Here is a 22063-nt window from a genome sequence, read left to right on the forward strand (position 1 = left end):
GATTGCCTGAGTTGCCTGCTTCTTCTTCAAGCACACCATATTGCCAACCACGGTGTTCGACTTCGACCACCAGCCAACTTTGGTTAAAGTGTTCTCTTGGATGTCCTGTAAGGCTAAAGCGATAACCGGGGATAACCCGTAAATCATCACCGGTGGCCAGTGCCACTTCCGATTCACGCCGTTCGTATTCCAATCGGTATTGGTTAAACGGCTCGCCTTGCGCATCACGCTTATAACGACCTGGGTAATCATATTTTTCATAAAGATTGACCACACTTTCACCTAATACATTGCTTTGTTGGCTGCTGCGTTGGTGCTCTTGATGATAATTAGGGTGGGTAAAGGTGTAATCGCGTAAGGTGTGTTGGGTTGTCCCCAATTTCATTTCATAAGCCCAACGCCATAAAGCAGGCTCCGGACGGTCACCCGCAGGGGTGGGGTTATACAGTAATTGTCCTAATTCTGATGAAAAGGCGGTGGTATTACTGAAATGTAAGGTATGGCTGTCAGCCGTATGGGCAAAATAGTAATAAGCACCTTCTTCCGCTGCGAGCCGTTCAATAAAGGCTAAATCCGTTTCTCGATACTGAACGCAATATTCGCGTTGCCAAAGACGCTCTAAAAAGTGGAATTCATGACGTGCAATACCGTTTTTTTGTAATAAGGTGTGAATGATTTGTGCTGAGGTTTGTTGTTGGAAGATTTTATTATCGGCTTGATAACCAGCGCGGGCAAGACTGGGCTCTATCACCATTTTATAACGTGTGCGTTCAAACCCTGTTTCACCTTGCACCAGTTGCGTGACAATCCCATTTACATGCCGTACCGCCTCATTACCTTGTCAAAAAGTCAAGGTCGCACCGTTATCCAAAATCGTTGAAAACGCAGGACTTGGATTAAAACTCGCCAGCTCTAATTCTAAACGAAATAACTGTGAAAGCCCTTCTTTTAACACAAAACTCACTACATCAAATTCCGTCTCGCCATTGACCTTGAGGCTGTAGCGGTAATTGGATTGTACTGTCATGTTGTTCCTATTTAATCAAAAAATAATTTGTTATATTATACAAAAATTAAACAAAACAAAATAAAAAAATAAACCACGAAGCCTAAACTTCGTGGTTTTATTTATATTACCAGCCTTTTACCACGCCACCGTTAAATAATTTTAACGCTTCTTGGTAAACTTCTTCCGTTTGGAACGCTTTTACAAATGTTTGTAAGCGTTCATCATCTTTATTATCTTCACGACTTACCACTAAATTCACGTAAGGTGAATCTTTAGATTCAACAATAATACCGTCTTTTTCAGGACTTAATCCTGCTTGACCCGCATAAGTATTATTAATAATTGATAAATCTACATCATCTAAAGAACGGGTTAATAATGCAGTATCAACTTGTTTGATCTGAATATTTTTCGGATTTTCAATAATATCGTGTTCTGTTGAAAATAAGTTTTTCGGGTCTTTTAACTTAATTAAACCGCTTGCTTGTAATAATAACAATGCTCGCCCCGTATTACTTGGGTTATTTGGAATTGAAACGATAGCACCATCTCTTAATTCTGCTACATTTTTAATTTTTTTCGAATAACCCGCAATTGGCCAAATAAAGGTATTGCCGATCACCGCCATTTTATAGCCACGATCTTTACTTTCTTGCTCTAAATAAGGCACAGTTTGGAATGCGTTTGCATCTAAATCTTTTGTGTGTAACGCTGCATTTGGCTGTGTGTATTCAGTAAATTGAACTAATTGAACATCTAAACCATATTTTTCTTTCGCAATTTTTACCGCTACTTCAGTCATTTGCGCTTCAGGACCTGTCATCACCCCAATTTTTAGTGGTTTCGCTACTTCTGCTTTTGCTGCTTCCGCTACTTTATCTTCTTTACAACCTGTTAATGCCAATGCTGAAACAACGGCTAAACCTAATAATTTCTTTAAATTCATAGAATAAACCTCTCAATATAGATAAAAATAAGCGGTGAAATTTTCTCACTTTCTTGCAAAATTTTGATGAAATTCCACCGCTTGTTTAAAAGCTGATTAATATCAAGAAATGATTACCAACCTTTTACCACGCCGTCTTTATAATGAGTACGAGCTTCTTGATAAACCTCTTCCGTTTGCCACGCTTTCACTAAGTTCTTCACTTTATCTGAATCTTTATTGTCTTCACGTGCCACAATAATATTTACATACGGAGAATCTTTATCTTCAACAAACACACCATGTTCGGTTGAATTTAAGCCAACTTGACCTGCATAAGTGTTATTTACTACCGCTAAATCTACATCATCCAGTGCCTTCGCAGCAACTGAAGTATCGACTTCTTTAATGTTTAATTTTTTCGGATTTTCTACAATATCTAATGAAGTTGAGAATAAGTTTGTATTGTCTTTTAATTTGATTAAGCCTTGTTTTTCTAAAAGAATTAATGCACGAGCAAGGTTTGACGGATCATTTGGTACTGCAATTACCGCACCTTCAGCTAACTCTGAAACCGCTTTAATTTTTTTTGAATAACCTGCTAATGGGTAAACAAAAGTATTACCTACGATAACAAGATTTTTTAAGCCTTTAGTTTCGCTGTCTTTATCTAAATATGGTTTGTGTTGAAACACATTCGCATCTAAATCACCTTTGCTTACCGCAGTATTTGGCAATGCATAGTCATTGAATAAAACGAATTCAACATCTAGACCATATTTTTCTTTTGCTACTTGAGCCGCTTTTTCCGCAACGGTGTGTTCAGGACCTGACATTACACCAACTTTGATTTTTGTCGTTGCTTCTGCAGCAGTTGCATCCGCTTTTTTCTCTTCTTTACAAGCGGTTAATGCTAAAGCTGACACTAACGCGACACTTAATACTTTCTTGAAATTCATAGGAAAACTCCTTTTTAATGTTGTGTTTAACGATGATCGTAGCGTTTTGCAAGATTATCGCCAATTTTTTGGCTAATCATCACAATCGCTACAATAATAATTGTTGAGATCCACTTCACATAGATCATATTACGGTGTTCACCGTAACTGATAGCAAGGTTGCCTAAACCACCGCCACCAACTGCTCCCGCCATTGCCGAGTAACCGATTAAAGCCACTAAGATTAGCGTGATACCGTTGATTAAAATCGGAAGTGATTCAGGTAAATAGAATTTACGAACCACCTGCCAATTAGTTGCACCCATTGATTTAGCCGCTTCGGTCAAACCAGCAGGAATTTCTAATAACGCATTGGAAGTCAAACGCGCAAAAAACGGAATTGCCGAAACACTTAACGGCACAATTGCCGCTGTTGTCCCAAGAGTCGTTCCCACTAATAAACGAGTAAAAGGTAGCAAGACCACTAACAAAATAATAAACGGCACTGAACGACCAATATTAATAACGACATCTAAGATTTGATGCAAGCGTGGATTTTCTAAAATCTCACCTTTCCCCGTTAAAAATGCTAAAAAGCCAATCGGTAAACCGACAACAACCGCAAGTAAAGTTGCAACAAAGCCCATATAAAGGGTTTCTAGTGTTGAAGTCCCCACTAACACCCACATTTGAGGTGTGAGTTCCTGCATAAAACTATCCCACATAACCTAGCACCTCCACTTTTACGTTATTATCCATTAAATAAAATTTTGCTTCTGCAATTGAATCGTGATTTCCTGTAACTTCTGCAATCACAAAACCAAATTTCACGCCACCTGCATAATCAATTTGCGACATTAAAATACTGAAATCAATGCCGAATTTTTTCGACGCCATCGAAAGTAATGGCGCATCCACCGAGCGACCCGTAAACTCAAATTTGATGATAGGTTTACCATTTGGTGTTTGATGATCAGAAAGTTGATCAGTATATTCCGCAGGTAATTCGTAGTGGAATGTTGATTGAATAAATTTCTGTGCCAATTCTGTTTTTGGATTAGAGAAAATCTCACTCACCGAACCGCTTTCAATCAACTGTCCTTTATCAATCACAGCAACACGGTCGCAAATACGTTTCACAACTTCCATTTCATGAGTAATTAATAAAATGGTTAAGCCTAAGCGCTTATTAATATCTTTTAATAATTGTAAGATAGATTGCGTGGTTGCAGGATCTAATGCACTGGTTGCTTCATCGCACAATAATACGTGCGGATCACTTGCTAGCGCACGAGCAATGGCTACACGTTGTTTCTGACCACCCGATAAATTACTTGGATAAACATCTCGACGTTCACTTAATCCAACTAATTCAATCAGTTCGTTTACTTTTTTATTTATCTGATCTTTTGGTGTATTGCTTAACGTTAATGGTAAAGCGATATTTTCATATACCGTATGCGATGCTAATAGATTGAAATGTTGGAAAATCATCGCAATATTACGACGAGCCAAAATCAGCTCTTTTTCCGACATTGCAGTTAAATCTTGCCCGTCCACTATAACTCGCCCTATGGTTGGACGCTCAAGTAAATTCACACAGCGAATGAGCGTACTTTTACCTGCACCACTCGCGCCAATTACACCGTAAATTGTCCCCTTTGGCACTTCAAGGTTCACATTGTCTAAGGCGGTAATTTTTTTACCTTTTACCTCAAACTGTTTGCTGATATTTTCCAGCTGAATCATAACTCTGTATCCACACTATAAATCATTAAAATTAATTTATTATTTTAGACGTCTAGAATGCTATGTCAATTCACTAAACCGTTTTTTTTATATCAAAAATGAATAAAAAATCGAACAATTATGCTAACAAAGCAAAAAAGCGGTTGAATTTGCAAACTTTCTTACAAATTCAACCGCTTATTCTTATTTTTTAAAGATTACGCTTTACGCCATGTTGTGCCGTTTGGGGTATCTTCCAACACGATATTCATTGCCTTTAATTTATCACGCATCTCGTCCGCTACTGCCCAGTTTTTAGCGGCTTTTGCTTCATTGCGTTGTTTGATGAGCGCTTCAATTTGCGCCACTTCATCATGGTTGGCATCACCTTGTAAAAAGGTTTGAGGATCTTGATAAAGCAAACCTAACACGCCCGCAAGCTCTTTTAAACGTACCGCTAAACCATTCGCTTTCGCCATATCTTCGGTTTTCAGTTTGTTTACTTCACGAGCTAATTCAAATAATACCGCTAATGCACCTGGAGTATTGAAATCATCATCCATTGCGGTTTTAAATGCTTCAATGTATTGCTCACCACCTGCAACCGCAACCGATAAATCGCAACCGCGTAAAGCAGTATATAAACGTTCTAACGCTGAACGAGCTAAATCGAGGTTATCCAAACTGTAATTTAGCAAGCTACGATAATGTGCAGTTAAGAAGAAATAACGCAAAGTTTCCGCTTCATATTTCTCAAGCATGGTACGAATCGTAAAGAAATTACCAAGTGATTTTGACATTTTCTCATCATCAATCGTCAGCATACCAGTATGTAACCAGTAATTGACATAATCACCACCGTGTGCACAGCAAGATTGCGCAATTTCATTTTCATGGTGTGGGAACATTAAATCAGAACCGCCCCCGTGAATATCAAAATGTTCGCCTAACTCTTTGCTATTCATTGCCGAACATTCGATATGCCAACCTGGACGACCAGCCCCCCATGGACTTTGCCAGCTTGGCTCGCCTGCTTTTGACATTTTCCATAACACGAAATCCATTGGATTTTTCTTCACCGATTTAATTTCAACACGTGCGCCCGCTTGTAATTGTTCTAAGTTTTGGCGAGATAATGCCCCGTATTTATTAAAACTTTCCACATCAAACATCACATCGCCATCTGCTGCGACATAAGCGTGTTCTTTTGCGATCAGTTTTTCGACCATCGCAATAATTTCTGGAATATTTTTTGTCGCACGAGGCTCAACATCTGGACGTAAGATATTAAGAGCATCGAAATCTTTATGCATTTCTGCAATCATGCGTTCAACCAATTGATCACTGGTTTCGTTATTTTCTAATGCTCGTTTAATGATTTTATCGTCCACATCGGTAATATTACGTACATAGCGTAAGTTATAGCCCGAATAACGCAAATAACGAGCGATCACATCAAATGAAACAAAAGTACGACCGTGCCCAAAATGACAGAGATCGTAAACCGTTACACCACAGACATACATACCAACTTGGTTTGGATTGATCGGTTTAAATTCTTCTTTTTCACGTTTTAGGGTGTTATAAATTTTGAGCATAGTATCCTCTGTACTTATTTGTTATTGCAATGGCAGAAGTATAGCGAATAAGCGCTCTAATTTTGAGATTTTTTTGCAATTTCCTGCAAACTTTTTAATAATAGCGTCCCAAGCTTCCCTTTCTACTTTTATAAGGAAATCCAAATGATTACATTACATACCAATTTCGGTGATATTAAAATCGAACTTAATTTTGAAAAAGCGCCAGTAACTGCAAAAAACTTTGAAGATTACTGCAAAGAAGGTTTTTATAACGGCACCATTTTCCACCGTGTTATCGACGGTTTTATGATTCAAGGTGGCGGTATGACTTCAGGTTTAATCGAAAAATCAACCAAAGCACCAATTCAAAACGAAGCAAACAATCGTTTAAGCAACAAATGTGGCACATTAGCTATGGCACGTACTTCAGATCCGCATTCAGCAAGTTCACAATTCTTTATTAACGTAGCGGACAACACATTCTTAGATTATCGTTCAAAAGAAATGTTTGGACGTGAAGTAGTTCAAGAATGGGGCTATGCGGTATTTGGTGAAGTGGTTGAAGGTATGGACGTAGTTGATAAAATCAAAGGCGTGAAAACAAGCAATAAAGGCTTCCACCAAGACGTTCCTGTAGAAGATGTTGTAATTGAATCAGTAAGCGTTGCGTAATTGCAAAATTATCTCGAAATTTGACCGCTTGTATTTGCGCAAGCGGTCAAATTTTTTCAGAATTTCACCTAAAATTTCATCCGAAAAGTAACAGTCAACATGCAAATTTACCTCGTCGGTGGCGCAGTCCGTGATCTGCTTTTAAATTTACCCGTTAAAGATCGAGATTACCTCGTCGTAGGCGCCACACCAGAACAGCTTTTAGCGCAAGGCTTTCAACAAGTGGGTAACGATTTTCCTGTTTTCTTACATCCTATAAGCAAAGAAGAATATGCCCTTGCTCGCCAAGAACGTAAAAATGGTGTGGGTTATAACGGCTTTATTTGTGATTTTTCGCCTGAGGTTACGCTTGAACAAGATCTGATTCGCCGTGATCTCACCATTAATGCCATTGCACAAGATGCAAGCGGTCAAATTATAGACCCTTTTGGCGGACAGCAAGATTTGGAAAAGCGCATTTTACGCCATATTTCGCCTGCGTTTAGCGAAGATCCACTACGTGTTTTACGAGTGGCGCGCTTTGCTGCTCGTTTTCATTCGTTGGGCTTTACGATTGCGCCTGAAACGGCAAAATTAATGCAAAAAATGGCCGCTTGTGGCGAGTTAGCACACTTAACCACAGAACGTGTTTGGCTGGAAACCCAAAAAGCCTTTGCGACCGATAATCCACAAATCTATTTTGAAGTATTACGAGAAGTCGGTGCATTAGCTGTTTTATTCCCTGAATTTGACCACTTATTTGGTGTGCCTCAACCAGCACAACATCACCCTGAAATTGATTGTGGTATCCATACTTTACTGGTGATTGAACAGGCAAAACAGCTTGCAAAAAAAGCTGAAAATCCGACCGCTTTACTGTGGGCGGCACTTTGCCACGACTTAGGTAAAGGACTCACCGCAAGCGAGATTTTACCTCATCATTATGGACACGAAGTCAAAGGCATAAAACCCGCCCGAGATCTTGCCAATCGTCTAAAAGTTCCGACAGAAATCAAAGATTTTGCCATTTTAGTAGCCGAATATCACACTCACTGCCACAAAATGGCAGAACTACGCCCTGAAACGGTATTAAAAGTATTTAATGCACTTGATGTATGGCGCAAACCCAAACGCTTTTTCGATTTTCTGCTCGCCTGTGAAGCTGATGCTCGAGGACGTTTAGGCTTTGACCAAAGAACTTACCCTCAAGCCGAATTGGCAAAAAATTATTTTGAAGTCGCCAATCAAGTTGATGTGCAGCAAGTAATTGCTGACGGCTTTGAAAAACAAGCTATTCGCCAAGAATTAAATAAACGCAGATCAAGAGCAATTGCAAATTTTAAGCAAAAAATAACCGCTATTTAAATGCCTTAAAACACAAACCATAAAAAAATAATGGCTTTTTATCATTTCCACTATTTTTTTATGGTTTATTCGTTATAATGCACCCCTTTTAAACAATAAAAGGGGAAAATAATGAGAAAAAATGCCATTACGTTAGCTTTATTTACGGTCTTAAGCTTAACAGCTCAAGCAGAGGAAACGGCTGAACTTGAAGAAGTTAAAGTGAGTGCACAAGGCAAATCAGCGGGTGAGATTTTAAATAATACGCCGAATATCAGCGATCACGTTATCTATAAAGAAAAGCTCAAAACACGTTCGGCAACCTTAGGGAATGCATTATCTGGAGAATTGGGTATTCACTCTAATCCTTTTGGTGGGGGAGCGAGTAAACCCATTATTCGTGGACAAGATGGGGTTCGGGTCAAAATTCTACAAAATGGCACTGATGTCATTGATATGTCTGCCCTTTCGCCTGACCACGTTGTCGCAACTGATACACTACTTGCCAATAAAGTGGAGTTAGTACGCGGAGCAAATACACTACTGTACAGTACAGCATCGCCTGCTGGTGTAGTAAATGTGGTTGATGGCAGAATTCCTACTCAAATGCCAAATGGTTTATTAAATGAGAAAATTGAGGGTGAGGCATTATTACGTTATAACACGGGAAGCCGTGAAAAAGTGGCGACAGCTGGCGTAAGTCTTGCTTTAACCGATCATATTGTGGCTCGTATTGAAGGATTAAAACGCAGTGCTAAAGACTACAAAGTGCCTGAATTTCGTTCAGATAAAGTATTAAATTATTTACCTGACAGTGATAATAAATCAACTGTTGGTACTTTTGGTTTATCCTACATCGGTGAAAAAGGCTTTATTGGTGCATCTTACAGCAAACGTCGCGATAAATACGGCATTCCAGGACATAACCATAACTATGATAGCTGTACTGCTCACTTCATTAGTGCGATTGATAACCCTGAGCGTGCGGTTGGAGGTCGTTATTATCTAAATGCCTATCCACATTTAATGGACGATCAAGATATTGTTGATGCTCCACATTTTGATGGTTGTAAAGTAGCCGATAATGGTGAAGATCACGGACATAGCCACGATAATCCTTTCGGTTTCCATCATAACCATAATCACCGTGGTCCTTGGGTGGATATGAAAATGTCACGTTATGATTTACGTGGTGAATTACATAACCCTATCCGCTGGTTGGAAAAAGTTAAATTAAGTTTGACTTACGCCGATTATTATCACGATGAAAGAGATCCAGGTAACCCTGAGCGTAGAACAGGAATAGCGGAAAACTATACCTCTCGAGATGACTATGGTCACGCTGCTGCTATTTTTAAAAATAAAGGTGTTAACAGTCGATTTGAATTACATCACTCTCCTATTCATTTAGGGCTTTCAACTTTAAAAGGATTAGTCGGAATTCAATACCAACGTCAAAAATCCAGTGCTTTAACACCTTATTTGCCAAGTTATGGAGCAACACCTGCAGCGGACCCGCGTAATTTGCTTGTACCACATACAAACAAAAACCTAAGTTTGTTCGGTTTAGAAGAACTCAAAATAGGTAATTTTACATTTGAAACCGCTGTTCGTTGGGAACGCCAAAAAACACCTGTTGATTATAATCGTGCCTTATTGACTGAAAAATTAGAACGTTATAAAAAAGGAGCTGCGACGGTTGAACGTACACCACAGCATCCTGATCTAACACCGTATAAAGAAAGTGCAGTTTCATATTCTGGCTCATTCTTATGGGATTTTGCACCAAATCATAAACTGAATTTGATTTACTCCCATAATGAACGCTTACCAACGCCAATGGAGCTTTATTACAGTGGTAAACACCTTGCCACAAACTCCTTTGAATATGGTAATAAGGATTTGAAAAAAGAGAAATCTGATAATGTGGAATTAGGTTTAGCCTATCAAGGTGAAAAATTTGGCTATAAGGCAAATGCTTACTACAGCAAATTTGATAACTATATTTTCAATGAAAATATTGTTAAAAAAGGGAACCTCTATATTCGCCGTTATAACCAAACTACCGCGAGATTTTATGGGTTAGAAGGAGAAATAATACTCCCTCTGAATGAAAATCATCAAATTACTCTGTTTGGTGATGTCGTAAGAGGAAAAATTGGTAATCTTTCACCTGTAAAAGGAAAATTACTTCATTCGGGTAGAAAATTTATTATCGAAGATGATTTAAAAGGTCAATCTGTGGACAGTGATGGTTATTATGATCCAAATGGTGGGTTTACTTGTGCGAATAAAACCGCAGACGAATGGGCTGCAATCAATACTGATAATGAATGTACTACCGAAATTAATGTGTACAAAAATGGCACAACAACCCCAGGTGAAGAAGATTATGACGTGTTAGAGCGTAAATCAACTATTTCCCCTCGCCTACCGCCAATGCGATTAGGTTTACGTTATCAAGCTGCTATTGGAGAACATTGGTTAGTGAATCTAGAATATAGCCGTATTTTCAAACAAGATCGTGTTTCAACCTCAACCATTGCGATTAAACCTTCAATCAAAGATGAAAATGGTAAAACGATATATTATTACAATGAAAAGAACCCCAAAAAAATGCAGGCTCGTAAAATTACTGAAAACGTAACCAAAGGCTACAATATGGTTAATGTAGGCATTGATTACAACCGCCTTATCAAAGGTATTGATTATACTTTTACACTTCGTGCTGATAACTTGCTTAACGAAAAAGTGTATATTCACAACTCATTCTTGCCTTATGTGCCACAGATGGGACGGAATTTTACTTTTGCCGTAAATGCGAAATTCTAGCATTCAAAAAAGGCTATGCCATCAATTGTCATAGCCTTTTCAATTCTTATTCACGTACTATCTTATTCGTACTCTTCTAACCAAATCGTTAAAATCGCTTCTAAAATATGCTCATTTGATGCTTCTGGATCATCATCAAAATCTTCCATTTCGCAGATCCATTTATGCATATCCGTAAAGCGTACCGTGGTTGGGTCTAAATCTGGATTCATATCATACAGATTTTCCGCAATCATACGTGTATCAGACCATTTCATTAGTGTGCTGCCTCATTTGCGTGATTTAAGTTATATTTCGGAATCTCGACCACTAAATCTTCGTCACCAACAATACATTGACAACTTAAGCGGCTATCCATTTCTAAACCCCATGCTTTATCTAGCATATCTTCTTCTTGATCGGTGGTTTCATTTAATGAATCAAATCCTTCACGAATCACCACATGGCAAGTAGTGCAAGCACAAGAACCATCACAAGCGTGGTGAATTTCAACCCCTGCATTGTGCGCTAGTTCTAATAAATTATCACCTGTTTGTGCTTCAATCACCATACCTTCCGGACAAAATTCTTCATGCGGAAGAAAAACAACTTTTGGCATAATATCCTCTTTCATTTGGCTCTTCCCTTCTTTACTAAAAAGAGACTAAGAGAGATTTACAAGCGGTGAAAAGTCAGCCACTTTTTACAAAATTGAGATCTAAAAATCTCCCTCAATCCCTCTTTTCAAAGCGGGAGGCTAATTAAATAATCTCATCAACGGCTTTACCCGCTAATGCTTTTTGGATTGATAAATTCATTCGCTTCGCAGCAAATGTTTGTGTTGCAAGATCTAAATCTTTTACCCCTTGGGCAATTGCTTGTCGATCCGTACCTTGTTTTAATTGAATCAGTTTTGCGATTTCCGCTTCAATTAATTTAAACTCTTCAACGCTTAGTACCTCTGCACCATCCTGCTGCAGTGCTGAAATCACGGTATCAATCGTTCGATCCGCTTCAACACGTTGTTCTGCAAGTTGGCGTGCTTCCATATCCTCTTTCGCGTTACTCATAGATGCTTTAATCATTTGCGTTACTTCTTCATCGCTTAAACCGTAAGACGGCTTAATTTGAATTGAAGCTTGCACTTTGGTCGATTTTTCCATTGCTGTTACGCTTAGTAAACCATCTGCATCCACTTGATAAGTTACTCGGATTGTAGCTGCGCCTGCCACCATCGGTGGAATGCCACGTAAAGTAAAACGACCTAATGACCGACAATCTTCAACTAACTCACGCTCACCTTGTAATACATGAACACTCATTGCTGTTTGACCATCTTTTGCCGTGGTAAATTCTTGCGCTCGAGCCACAGGGATGGTGGTATTACGTGGAATAATTTTCTCAACTAAACCGCCCATCGTTTCAATCCCTAATGAAAGTGGAACTACGTCGAGCAACAACATTTCGCTGTCAGGTTTGTTACCGACTAAAATATCTGCCTGAATTGCCGCCCCTAACGCGACCACTTTATCTGGATCAATTGAAGTTAATGGTGTTTTGCCAAAAAATTCGCCCACTTGTTCACGCACAAACGGCACACGGGTTGAACCGCCAACCATCACCACTTCACGCACCTCATCAGCGTCTACACCCGCATCTTTTAACGCACGACGACAAGTCATTAATGAACGTTTTACTAGCGGTTGAATTAATTCATTAAATTGCACACGGCTTACTACACCTTGCCAATCTGCAAATTTCACCTCAATTTCGTCCGCTTGTGAAAGTGCTACTTTAGTTTGTGTAGCAAGCGTTAATAAGTCACGTTGCTCATTTGCATTTTGTGGTTTATAAGCGGCTTGGTTTGCTATCCAATCTGCAAGTAAATGGTCAAAATCGTCACCACCTAACGCTGTATCGCCACCTGTTGCCAACACTTCAAACACACCACGGCTTAAACGTAAAATCGAAATATCGAAAGTCCCACCGCCTAAATCATAGACCGCAATCACACCTTCTTGACCGCTATCCAAGCCATAGGCGATTGCAGCAGCGGTTGGCTCATTTAATAAACGCAATACATTTAGCCCTGCCAAACGTGCCGCATCTTTGGTGCTTTGGCGCTGTGCATCATCAAAATAGGCTGGCACAGTAATCACCACACCTGATAACTCCCCGCCTAAACGTTGTTCTGCAAAATGATTTAAATGGGTTAAAATATCCGCCGAAACCTCAACAGGGCTTTTATTGCCTTGTTGCGTTTGAATTAATGGCAAACCGTTATCGCTCGCAATAAATTGATAAGGCAAATCAGGGTAACGTGTTTGCACGTCTGCAAGCGATCGACCAATTAAACGCTTTGCCGAAATTACGGTATCTTGTGGATGAATACTTGCTTGCGCAAAAGCTTCAACACCGACTAATTTTTGTTGTTCACCGTAATAAACGACCGAAGGCACTAAGGCACGTTCCTGATCATCTAATAACACTTGCGTTTGCCCGCTACGTACACTTGCCACCAAAGAATTGGTTGTACCAAGGTCGATACCGACTGCTAAACGATGCTGATGTGGCGCAGCTGTCTGGCCTGGCTCAGCAATTTGAAGTAATGCCATTATATTTATCTCTCTACTTTATTTCTGTTGTCTTATTTTCTTCGTAAATACAAGCTGTCGAAGAACATAATTCAACATTTCAATTGCGAATTTTCCACAAAATCCCACCGCTTATGCCACCGAATACCCCATATTTTCTGGGGCAAATTCACCTTGGTAGTGGCGTTCAATTGGTACTGCGATTTTAGTTGCTAATTCTAATACTTGATGACCTTGTAAAGTAACAATATCCGCTTGCCAATTGTCCCAACGTAAGTCTTTATAAAAATCAGCTAAATCGCCCGCTAATGCCCAACCTAAAAATTCTGAATAACCTAAATTGAGCGCTTCCCATTTTTTCGTTTTTGGATTGTGATAGTAAATCTGGCCAAGTTTATCACCCAGACCGCCTGCGTTAATGGCAAAATAACCACCAATGGCATCATCTGCGACTAATAAGTGACTTGGTTGCTCACCCGATTGTTTGAAAGTTTTGCCAAAATTCCAATCGAATAACCCTCTTGGTAATTTTTCATTGCCCGAGCCTAAAATGCGTAACCAGCCGTGATCAATAAAAATTCCGCCCGTTTCGTACACAATCGCGCCCATTGGGGAGCGGGTTGAAAGTTGCATTCCCACTAAAGCCGCGCCAGCATCTTCCGGATAGCTAGCTAAAATTTCATAGTGATTTTTTGCTTGGGTGAACCAATCTCTTAAGATCAACCAAGCGGAGTTTTTATCCAATAATTCTTCTAATGTTTTCATTACAAAATCCCCAAGAAATTGAACCGCTTGTGAAGCTAATTTGGCTATAGATTACATATCAAAAAATTTTTCTTCGACTTTTTCAATCTGAATAATTAATTTTTTAAAATAGCGTAAACGGTCAGTGAGTGCATTTGCTTGTTGCCACTGTTGTGCTTCAAGCGTTTTCTCTAGCTGCTCTAGTACTGATTTTTGTTCGCTTTTAATCTGTTTTAAAAATGCGGTTAATTCTGTTTCGTCATGGCGATGTTCAATCATTTCGAGTTTTTCATGCCACTCCATTTGTTGCATTAAAAACTCAACATCTCTCATGCTTTTTTCTTCAAGATTTTTCACTTCGCCCGTTTGAATTTCAATCAGTGCTTCAGCACGCAAAATTGGGTCTTTTAGCGTTTGTAACGCGGCATTAACATCCGCAGATTTTTGTACCGCAGCAAGTTGTTCTGTAGCAGAACTCTTTGCAAAATTATCTGGGTGAAGTTGTTTCTGTAATGCGAGATAACGCTCTGAAAGCAACGCATTATCTAATTGAAATTGAACTGGAAGATCAAATAGCGCAAAAGGATTATTCATCTGTAACCTCTACACGTTAAAGCTTTCGCCACAACCACAAGAATCTTTTACATTTGGATTGTTGTATTTAAAACCTTCATTTAAACCTTCTTTGACGAAATCTAATTCTGTACCGTCTAAATAAGCGAGGCTTTTTTCATCCACAATCACTTTTACCCCGTGTTGTTCAAACACTTGATCATCCTCATTTAACACATCAACAAATTCAAGTACATAAGCCAGTCCTGAGCAGCCCGATGTTTTCACTCCTAAACGTAAACCAATACCTTTACCACGGTTTTCTAAGAATGTACGAACTCGATTTGCTGCTGTTTCTGTTAATGTAATTGCCATAAGTTATCCTTTTAATCTGTTAAATAAAAACAATCTTCACCACGGAAAACACGGAAATACACGAAAAAATTGATTTTGCAAAAATTTGCGAAAAAACAACCGCTTGTCTTCGTGCTTTCCGTGTAATCTAAGGATTAGATTTTACTTACCTTGTTTTTCTTTGTAGTCTGCAATCGCTGCTTTGATTGCATCTTCTGCCAGAATTGAACAGTGTACTTTTACTGGTGGTAATTCTAATTCTTCTGCGATATCGCTGTTTTTAATTGCACCCGCTTCTTCTAAAGATTTACCTTTTACCCATTCGGTAATTAAAGAGCTTGATGCGATTGCAGAACCACAACCGTACGCTTTAAAACGTGCATCTTCAATAATACCTTGATCGTTCACTTTAATTTGTAAACGTAAAATATCGCCACACGCAGGTGCACCAACCATACCAGTACCAACATCTGTGGCTTCTTTGTCAAATGTCCCTACGTTACGTGGGTTTTCGTAATGGTCAATTACTTTTTCGCTGTATGCCATTTTGTATTCCTTCTATTAAAATTCTTCTATCAGCAAAATATCGCTTGCAGTTGCTAAGCGAACCGCCACAGACAGTACAATAAGTACGGCAAGGCGGTTCAACAACGCAAATGCATTGCAATATTTCTGCTAATTAGTGGTGATTCCACTCAATTTTGCTTAAATCCACACCCTCTTTAAACATTTCCCAAAGCGGTGAAAGTTCACGAAGTTTTACGATTGCTTTTTTAACAAGTTCGATGGTGTAATCGATTTCTTCTTCAGTTGTCCAACGACCTAATGTAAAACGAATTGAGCTGTGTGCTAATTCATCATCGCGGCCGATGGCACGTAATACATATGAAGGCTCTAAGCTTGCTGAAGTACATGCTGAACCCGATGAAACCGCAATATCACGCAACGCCATCATCAATGACTCACCTTCAACAAAGTTAAAGCTAATATTTAAGTTTGAATCAACACGTTTGCCTTCTTCCATTGAGCCATTTACATACACTTCTTCAATATCTTTGAAGCCATTGTATAAGCGGTCACGTAATGCTCGTAAACGTGGCATTTCAGTTGCCATTTCTTCTTTTGCGATACGGTACGCTTCACCCATACCAACGATTTGGTGTACAGGTAATGTACCTGAACGCATACCACGTTCGTGGCCACCACCATGGATAATCGCCTCAATACGAACACGTGGTTTACGGCATACATATAAGCCACCAATACCTTTTGGCCCGTATAATTTATGGCTTGAGAACGACATTAAATCAACTTTTAATTCTTGCACGTTTACTGGAATTTTACCTACAGATTGGGTTGCATCCACGTGGAAAATAATTTTACGTGAGCGGCACATTTCACCGATTGCTTTAATGTCTTGGATAACACCCATTTCATTATTTACGTGCATTACCGATACTAAAATCGTGTCTGGGCGAATGGCTGCTTCTAATTTTGCTAAATCTAATAAACCGTCTGTTTCTGGATCTAAATAAGTTACTTCAAAACCTTCACGTTCTAACTGACGGCAAGTATCTAATACCGCTTTATGTTCAGTTTTAACCGTGATGATATGTTTACCTTTAGTTTGGTAAAAATGTGCTGCACCTTTGATTGCAAGGTTGTCAGATTCTGTTGCGCCTGAAGTAAATACGATTTCACGGCTATCTGCACCGATTAAATCTGCGATATGGTTACGTGCCACATCTACGGCTTCTTCTGCTTCCCAACCAAATTTGTGTGAACGAGAAGCTGGGTTACCAAAGATGCCATCTTTGGTCATGTATTGCATCATTTTTTGCGCAACACGCTCATCCATTGGAGTGGTTGCGGCATAATCTAAATAGATAGGTAATTTAACTGACATTGTTACTCCTAACACGCTTGAAATAAGCGGCCATTTTTATTGAATTTTTTGCAATTAGTGTTTGTGTGAATGATCGTGACAATGCTCTTTTTCACAATCGTGATCAGAATGTTCTTCAACAAGCTCTGCTAAGGTAATCGTATTTAAAAACATACCGATTTGGTCTTCTAAACGTTCCCATAAATGGTGAGTTAAGCACTGTGAGTTTTTGCTACAGTTACCACTACCTTTACATTTAGTGACATCAAGGCTTTCATTTACCGCACCAATAATCATTCCCACACTGATTTCTTCAGGCGATTTACCCAGTTGATAACCGCCACCTGGCCCACGTACGCTATGCACAATACCTTCACGACGTAATTGAGCAAAAAGTTGTTCTAAATACGACAATGAAATCGCTTGGCGCTCTGAAATATCGGCAAGGCTTACAGGTAAAGATTTTCCGTGTAATGCAATATCTAAAATTGCAGTAACAGCATAACGCCCTCTTGACGTTAATTTCATAATAATTTCCTCACTTTAGCGCAAAAGTAATGATTTCGAATTAAGTAAATTGTGATATACCCGACTGTTTTAGTCAAGAATTTTACACTTATCACATTGAAAGGTTTTACAAATGATTATCGGCATTAACTGCCCAATTTTGATAATTAAAAGTTATCAATCAAAAATTTTGGAATCAAAAACCCTATAATTATAAATGATTTTTGATCCACTTCAAATAATAATCCCGACTAAAATCGTTTGGATTATCCGCTCACTTACGCTTAAACCACGCTTATAAGCGATCCTCTCCTTAAAAATTAATAAACAGCCGTTCACTGGTCGGAACTCCGATGGTTTTAAGTAAAGAGGCTTGCGGGCTCACTATTGCAACGATTAGAATTCGCGGACTTTAAAAAATCGCGAACACTTGTTCGCTAAAAAATAAAACTTTATTCATATATAAAGGATAATAAGATGAATAACCAATTTAATAAAACGCTTCTAGCATCACTTTTAACTTTTTCAGCTGCTGGCGCACAAGCGGCAGCATTCCAATTAGCAGAAATTTCAACCTCTGGTTTAGGTATGGCTTACGCAGGTAATGCAGCCGTAGCAGACAATGCTTCTGTTGTTGCAACTAACCCAGCATTAATGACTAAATTCAAAAGCACTGAAATTTCAGCAGGTGGTATATTAGTTGATGCAGATGTACATGTATCAGGTAAAATTGGTGGTAATTTCGACGCATCACACGGCAACATTATTCCAAATGCAATCGTGCCAAATCTCTATATTGTTGCACCTGTAAATGATCGTTTCGCACTTGGTGGTGGGATAAACGTAAATTACGGTTTGAAATCTGAATACAACGAACACTTCAATGCAGGTGTATATGGTGGTAAAACTGAATTAACTGCACTTAATTTTAATTTAAGCGGTGCTTATAATTTTGGTAATGGTTTAAGCTTCGGTCTTGGTTTAAACGCAATTCACTCTGATGCTGAAGTTCAACGCCATTTAGGTGTGGGTGGCAAATCAATCGCTCAACAACTAGCAACCCGTGCGGCATCGACACCAGCAGCGCAAGCAGCACAATTATCTGCAGTAGCAAGCCAACTTGCTAATATGCCAGCGAATACTTCGGTATCAAAAATCAAAGGTGATGAATGGTCATTTGGTTGGAATGCAGGTTTAAGCTATGAATTAAATGAAAGCCACCGTTGGGGGTTAGCATATCACTCTGCGGTTGATGTAAAATTCAAAGGTAACTACTCCAACGATTTCCCTGTTGCCTACAACGCATTATTAGCACAATTAGCTAACTCTGGCGTAGCATTACCAATTACACAAGCAACAGGTGGTGCATCCGTGCCAGGTCGTTTAACGCTTAACTTACCTGCATATTGGGAATTTTCTGGCTTCCATAAATTAACCGATAAATTAGCCGTGCAATATAGCTATAAATATACCGAATGGGAACGCTTAAAAAGCTTAACGGCTTATGGTTCTACGGCTAATATTTTATTCCATAAAAATGAAAGCTTTAGTAACTCATCACGTTATTCATTAGGTTTCTCTTATGATGTAAACGAAGCATTAACAGTACGTACTGGTTTTGCTTATGATGAAAATGCAAGTGTAAATCACCCATCAATCTCAATTCCTGATACCGATCGTACATGGTACTCAGTGGGTGCAACATATCGCTTTACACCAAATCTTGCAGCGGATGTTGGTTTTGCACACCTTCGTGGTAAAAAGAATACCTTTAAAGAAGGTCAATCTGCAGTATTCCAAGTTAGCTCAAAAGCAAACCTTTACGGTTTAAATCTTAACTATAAATTCTAATATCTAACTTAAAATAGGTATTACGAATGCTAAAAAGGCGTGTAAACTAATTACACGCCTTTTTATTTAGAACGGAGTTACAATGTCATCAGCTATTCACTACCAATATTACTCATCACCAGTTGGAAATTTATTATTAATTGCTAATCAGCAAGGCTTATTAGGCATTGAGTTCGAGCAAGAACAATTAACCACAGATGCCGAACACTGGCAATTGGCAAACGAAACAAGCGGTCAAATTTACGATATTTTTTGCAAAACGCGAGTAATTTTAGACCGTTATTTTGCTGGCGAAAAAATTGAATTTCAACATTTAGACTTTCTTGCACCACAAGGTACGGCATTCCAAAAATCGGTTTGGAAAATCTTATTAGAAATTCCTTATGGCAAAACCACTAGTTATGGAGAAATTGCACAACAATTGGGTAACCCCAATGCAATGCGAGCGGTAGGCGGTGCAGTTGGACGTAATCCAATTTCAATTATTATTCCTTGCCATCGAGTATTAGGTAAATCTCAAACGCTAACAGGATTTGGTGGTGGTTTACCTGCTAAACGTTATTTATTGGCGTTAGAAGGCATTCATTTTAAAGATAAAGGTATTGAGTTTGTAAATCCTAAACATAAAAAATGGGACTAATGTATAACAACCTCACAACTTTTGCCATTACATAAAAATGGAGAAATGCTAAGCATTTCCCCATTTTCTGTTAATTTATGGATTAAACTTGCATTTTTACCCAGCTTTCTGCAAGCGCTAAATCCGCCTGCCATTGTTGCGCAATTTGGAACACCCAATGCGCAATATTTTCTTCCCACTCATCGCCATTATCGGTTTGAGCAAATTGTGCAATTTCTTGCAAACGTTTTAGGCTGACAGACGCGAGTGCGCCTTTAATTTTATGTGCTTCGTCTGCGGTATTTTTACGCATTTCTGCGGAATCCGTTGCCTGCCATTCAGTAAGATAATACTGTAATTTTTCCAAATATTCGGGCATTAATTTCGCAAATAATGCAAAGTTTGCTAACACCGCTTTAGCGCCCATTACTTCAATCAACTCAGAAAGAATTTTTCGGTCATAAGGTAAGTTTAGCGTTTCAACCGTTTCTACAAGCGGTCGAATTTCACTATTTTTTTCCACAAAATCATTATCGAAATAATGATTTAAACATTCAGACAATGCCTCTAGAGAGAGAGGTTTGCGTAGTACGTCATCCATACCTTGTTGCTGATATTCTTGTTTGGTCTGCATAATATTGGCGGTAAGCGCCACAAGTAGCGGTAAATAATCTACTTCTTCATTTTCGTAGCGTTCTCGCAATTGTTTTGCAATATCAAAGCCTGTCATATCTGGCAACTGAATATCGAGTAGAATTAAGTCGTAACTGTTCTGTTCAAACAATTCAAAAGCTTCATTACCCGTCATTGCTACATCTACATCGCAACCAAATTTTTCTAACATCGCTCGGGCAACTACGATATTCACTTCAATATCTTCAACTAATAGTACTTTTAGCGCATGAGCATTAATTTCAACTGCTTTCTTCTCTTCAACTGAATCAGCATAAATAGTTAGCGTAAAAGTAGAGCCTTTGCCTTCTTCACTTTCAAGCGTTAAATCTCCGCCCATTAATTTTGCAATGCGTTTTGAAATAGCTAAACCGATACCACTGCCCTGCGCTTTTTTCTCTTGTGAATTGTCAGCCTGATAGAACATGGCAAATACTTTACGCTGTTCATTTTTCGGAATACCGATCCCTGTATCTTTTAAGCTAAAACTAAAATGTTTTTCATCGACACGCTGAACATCGAGATAAATATCACCACCTGCTGGAGTAAATTTAACCGCATTACTCACCAGATTCCACAATACCTGACTTAAACGTGCGTTATCCACCAAAATAAAATTTGGTAAATTGTCTGAATAGCTTATATGAAATTTAATTTTGCGCTGATCCGCCATAAGATTCGCAAAATTGCTGATATCGCTGATTAGCTGCGAAAATTCGACTTCTTTATTGAACAGATCAATACGACGGCTATCAATTTTTTCTAAATCAATAATATCGCTAAAAATATGTCCTAATGAGACTGCACTAATATTAATCGTTTTTAAATATTCTCGTTGCTGTGAGGTTAATTCACCTTCCAACAAAATACGGCTCAAGCCAATAATGCCGTTGAGTGGAGTGCGTAGCTCGTGACTAATGGTTGCCATTAATACACTTTTATCTCGATTATTTTTTTCAAGCGTAGCATTTAGATGCGCATCTTGTTCACGTAAAACCCCTAAATCATAAATACTTTGTTCTAATTGAATACGAGATTTTTCGAGTTTTACCACAATCAAATTAAAAAAATAGATCACAAAAGGAGCGGAAATTAAGCCAAATGAAATAGAGCGCAAAATATCTCTGGTTTGGATTTCACCCGTAAATAAATAAGTTAATGCACCTTGCACAATAATCGCAAAAAATGCTAATACAAAAAAACCGAATAGCGCCGCTCTCGCTCGCCCCATACGAAGCACCCAATTTACATAATTTTGGCTACATTGTTTAATTAGCTTCATTTTCCCTCCTTAAAGAT

At 38.8% G+C, this 22063-nt stretch carries 22 protein-coding genes; 5 read left to right on the top strand and 17 right to left on the bottom strand.

Annotated features, from left to right (window positions below):
• From tssI to cysS, 7 genes are all read right to left on the bottom strand, one after another.
• The coding region (tssI, locus tag F8M47_RS07300) for a type VI secretion system tip protein TssI/VgrG (protein WP_244298087.1) at window positions 1–793 on the bottom strand (793 nt) is incomplete at its 3' end.
• Between the two features lie 48 nt (window positions 794–841).
• Window positions 842–1027, bottom strand: coding sequence for a hypothetical protein (locus tag F8M47_RS12285; protein WP_244298089.1), 186 nt, complete (start codon window positions 1025–1027; stop codon window positions 842–844).
• 106 nt (window positions 1028–1133) lie between these two features.
• Window positions 1134–1955 (bottom strand): MetQ/NlpA family ABC transporter substrate-binding protein, encoded by an 822-nt coding sequence (locus F8M47_RS07305; RefSeq protein ID WP_150539466.1) that lies wholly within the window; start codon window positions 1953–1955, stop codon window positions 1134–1136.
• A 113-nt stretch (window positions 1956–2068) separates the two neighbouring features.
• A complete protein-coding gene (locus F8M47_RS07310; RefSeq protein ID WP_150539467.1) occupies window positions 2069–2893 on the bottom strand; it encodes a MetQ/NlpA family lipoprotein in 825 nt (274 codons plus the stop codon).
• Window positions 2894–2919: 26 nt separating this feature from the next.
• Window positions 2920–3597 (bottom strand): methionine ABC transporter permease, encoded by a 678-nt coding sequence (locus F8M47_RS07315; protein ID WP_150539468.1) that lies wholly within the window; start codon window positions 3595–3597, stop codon window positions 2920–2922.
• The gene (gene metN, locus F8M47_RS07320) at window positions 3587–4621 is read right to left on the bottom strand and encodes a methionine ABC transporter ATP-binding protein MetN (protein ID WP_150539469.1); all 1035 of its coding nucleotides are present in this window, start codon (window positions 4619–4621) and stop codon (window positions 3587–3589) included. Before metN ends, F8M47_RS07315 begins: the two co-directional genes overlap by 11 nt.
• Before the next feature lie 197 nt (window positions 4622–4818).
• Complete coding sequence (gene cysS, locus F8M47_RS07325; protein ID WP_150539470.1) at window positions 4819–6198, bottom strand: cysteine--tRNA ligase; 1380 nt, start codon at window positions 6196–6198, stop codon at window positions 4819–4821.
• A gap of 144 nt (window positions 6199–6342) precedes the next feature.
• Here cysS and F8M47_RS07330 point away from each other — a divergent pair, with 144 nt between their 5' ends.
• The 3 genes from F8M47_RS07330 (at window position 6343) to F8M47_RS07340 (ending at window position 11007) form a co-directional block, all read left to right on the top strand.
• A complete protein-coding gene (locus tag F8M47_RS07330; RefSeq protein ID WP_150539471.1) occupies window positions 6343–6852 on the top strand; it encodes a peptidylprolyl isomerase in 510 nt (169 codons plus the stop codon).
• Window positions 6853–6951: 99 nt separating this feature from the next.
• Entirely contained in the window at window positions 6952–8196 is a 1245-nt protein-coding gene (locus F8M47_RS07335) for a multifunctional CCA addition/repair protein (RefSeq protein ID WP_150539472.1), read from the top strand.
• Between the two features lie 111 nt (window positions 8197–8307).
• Entirely contained in the window at window positions 8308–11007 is a 2700-nt protein-coding gene (locus tag F8M47_RS07340; protein WP_150539473.1) for a TonB-dependent receptor, read from the top strand.
• A gap of 62 nt (window positions 11008–11069) precedes the next feature.
• Here the strand turns inward: F8M47_RS07340 and iscX are convergent, their stop codons facing one another.
• From iscX to F8M47_RS07385, 9 genes are all read right to left on the bottom strand, one after another.
• Complete coding sequence (gene iscX, locus F8M47_RS07345; RefSeq protein WP_018651770.1) at window positions 11070–11264, bottom strand: Fe-S cluster assembly protein IscX; 195 nt, start codon at window positions 11262–11264, stop codon at window positions 11070–11072.
• Window positions 11264–11605 (bottom strand): ISC system 2Fe-2S type ferredoxin, encoded by a 342-nt coding sequence (gene fdx, locus F8M47_RS07350; protein ID WP_150539474.1) that lies wholly within the window; start codon window positions 11603–11605, stop codon window positions 11264–11266. Before fdx ends, iscX begins: the two co-directional genes overlap by 1 nt.
• Window positions 11606–11747: 142 nt before the next feature.
• Window positions 11748–13601, bottom strand: a complete 1854-nt coding sequence (gene hscA, locus F8M47_RS07355; protein ID WP_150539475.1) for a Fe-S protein assembly chaperone HscA — start codon at window positions 13599–13601, stop codon at window positions 11748–11750.
• A 111-nt stretch (window positions 13602–13712) separates the two neighbouring features.
• Entirely contained in the window at window positions 13713–14345 is a 633-nt protein-coding gene (locus F8M47_RS07360; RefSeq protein ID WP_150539476.1) for a DUF2625 family protein, read from the bottom strand.
• A 51-nt stretch (window positions 14346–14396) separates the two neighbouring features.
• Window positions 14397–14918, bottom strand: a complete 522-nt coding sequence (gene hscB / locus F8M47_RS07365; protein WP_150539477.1) for a Fe-S protein assembly co-chaperone HscB — start codon at window positions 14916–14918, stop codon at window positions 14397–14399.
• A 9-nt stretch (window positions 14919–14927) separates the two neighbouring features.
• Window positions 14928–15251, bottom strand: coding sequence for an iron-sulfur cluster assembly protein IscA (gene iscA, locus F8M47_RS07370; RefSeq protein ID WP_005623319.1), 324 nt, complete (start codon window positions 15249–15251; stop codon window positions 14928–14930).
• A gap of 141 nt (window positions 15252–15392) precedes the next feature.
• On the bottom strand, window positions 15393–15776 hold the full coding sequence (gene iscU / locus F8M47_RS07375; RefSeq protein ID WP_150539478.1) for a Fe-S cluster assembly scaffold IscU: 384 nt from the start codon (window positions 15774–15776) through the stop codon (window positions 15393–15395).
• A gap of 133 nt (window positions 15777–15909) precedes the next feature.
• On the bottom strand, window positions 15910–17136 hold the full coding sequence (locus tag F8M47_RS07380; RefSeq protein WP_150539479.1) for an IscS subfamily cysteine desulfurase: 1227 nt from the start codon (window positions 17134–17136) through the stop codon (window positions 15910–15912).
• A 54-nt stretch (window positions 17137–17190) separates the two neighbouring features.
• On the bottom strand, window positions 17191–17643 hold the full coding sequence (locus tag F8M47_RS07385) for an Rrf2 family transcriptional regulator (protein WP_150539480.1): 453 nt from the start codon (window positions 17641–17643) through the stop codon (window positions 17191–17193).
• 456 nt (window positions 17644–18099) lie between these two features.
• Here F8M47_RS07385 and F8M47_RS07390 point away from each other — a divergent pair, with 456 nt between their 5' ends.
• Together F8M47_RS07390 and F8M47_RS07395 are read left to right on the top strand one after the other, a co-directional pair.
• Complete coding sequence (locus tag F8M47_RS07390; protein WP_150539481.1) at window positions 18100–19473, top strand: outer membrane protein transport protein; 1374 nt, start codon at window positions 18100–18102, stop codon at window positions 19471–19473.
• An 82-nt stretch (window positions 19474–19555) separates the two neighbouring features.
• Window positions 19556–20113 (top strand): methylated-DNA--[protein]-cysteine S-methyltransferase, encoded by a 558-nt coding sequence (locus F8M47_RS07395; protein WP_150539482.1) that lies wholly within the window; start codon window positions 19556–19558, stop codon window positions 20111–20113.
• Window positions 20114–20195: 82 nt separating this feature from the next.
• Here F8M47_RS07395 and F8M47_RS07400 read toward each other — a convergent pair whose 3' ends face one another.
• Entirely contained in the window at window positions 20196–22046 is a 1851-nt protein-coding gene (locus tag F8M47_RS07400) for an ATP-binding protein (protein WP_150539483.1), read from the bottom strand.
• Window positions 22047–22063 lie beyond the last annotated feature (17 nt).

Source organism: Actinobacillus vicugnae (assembly GCF_901687125.1).
Taxonomy (GTDB): Bacteria; Pseudomonadota; Gammaproteobacteria; order Enterobacterales; family Pasteurellaceae; genus Actinobacillus; species Actinobacillus vicugnae.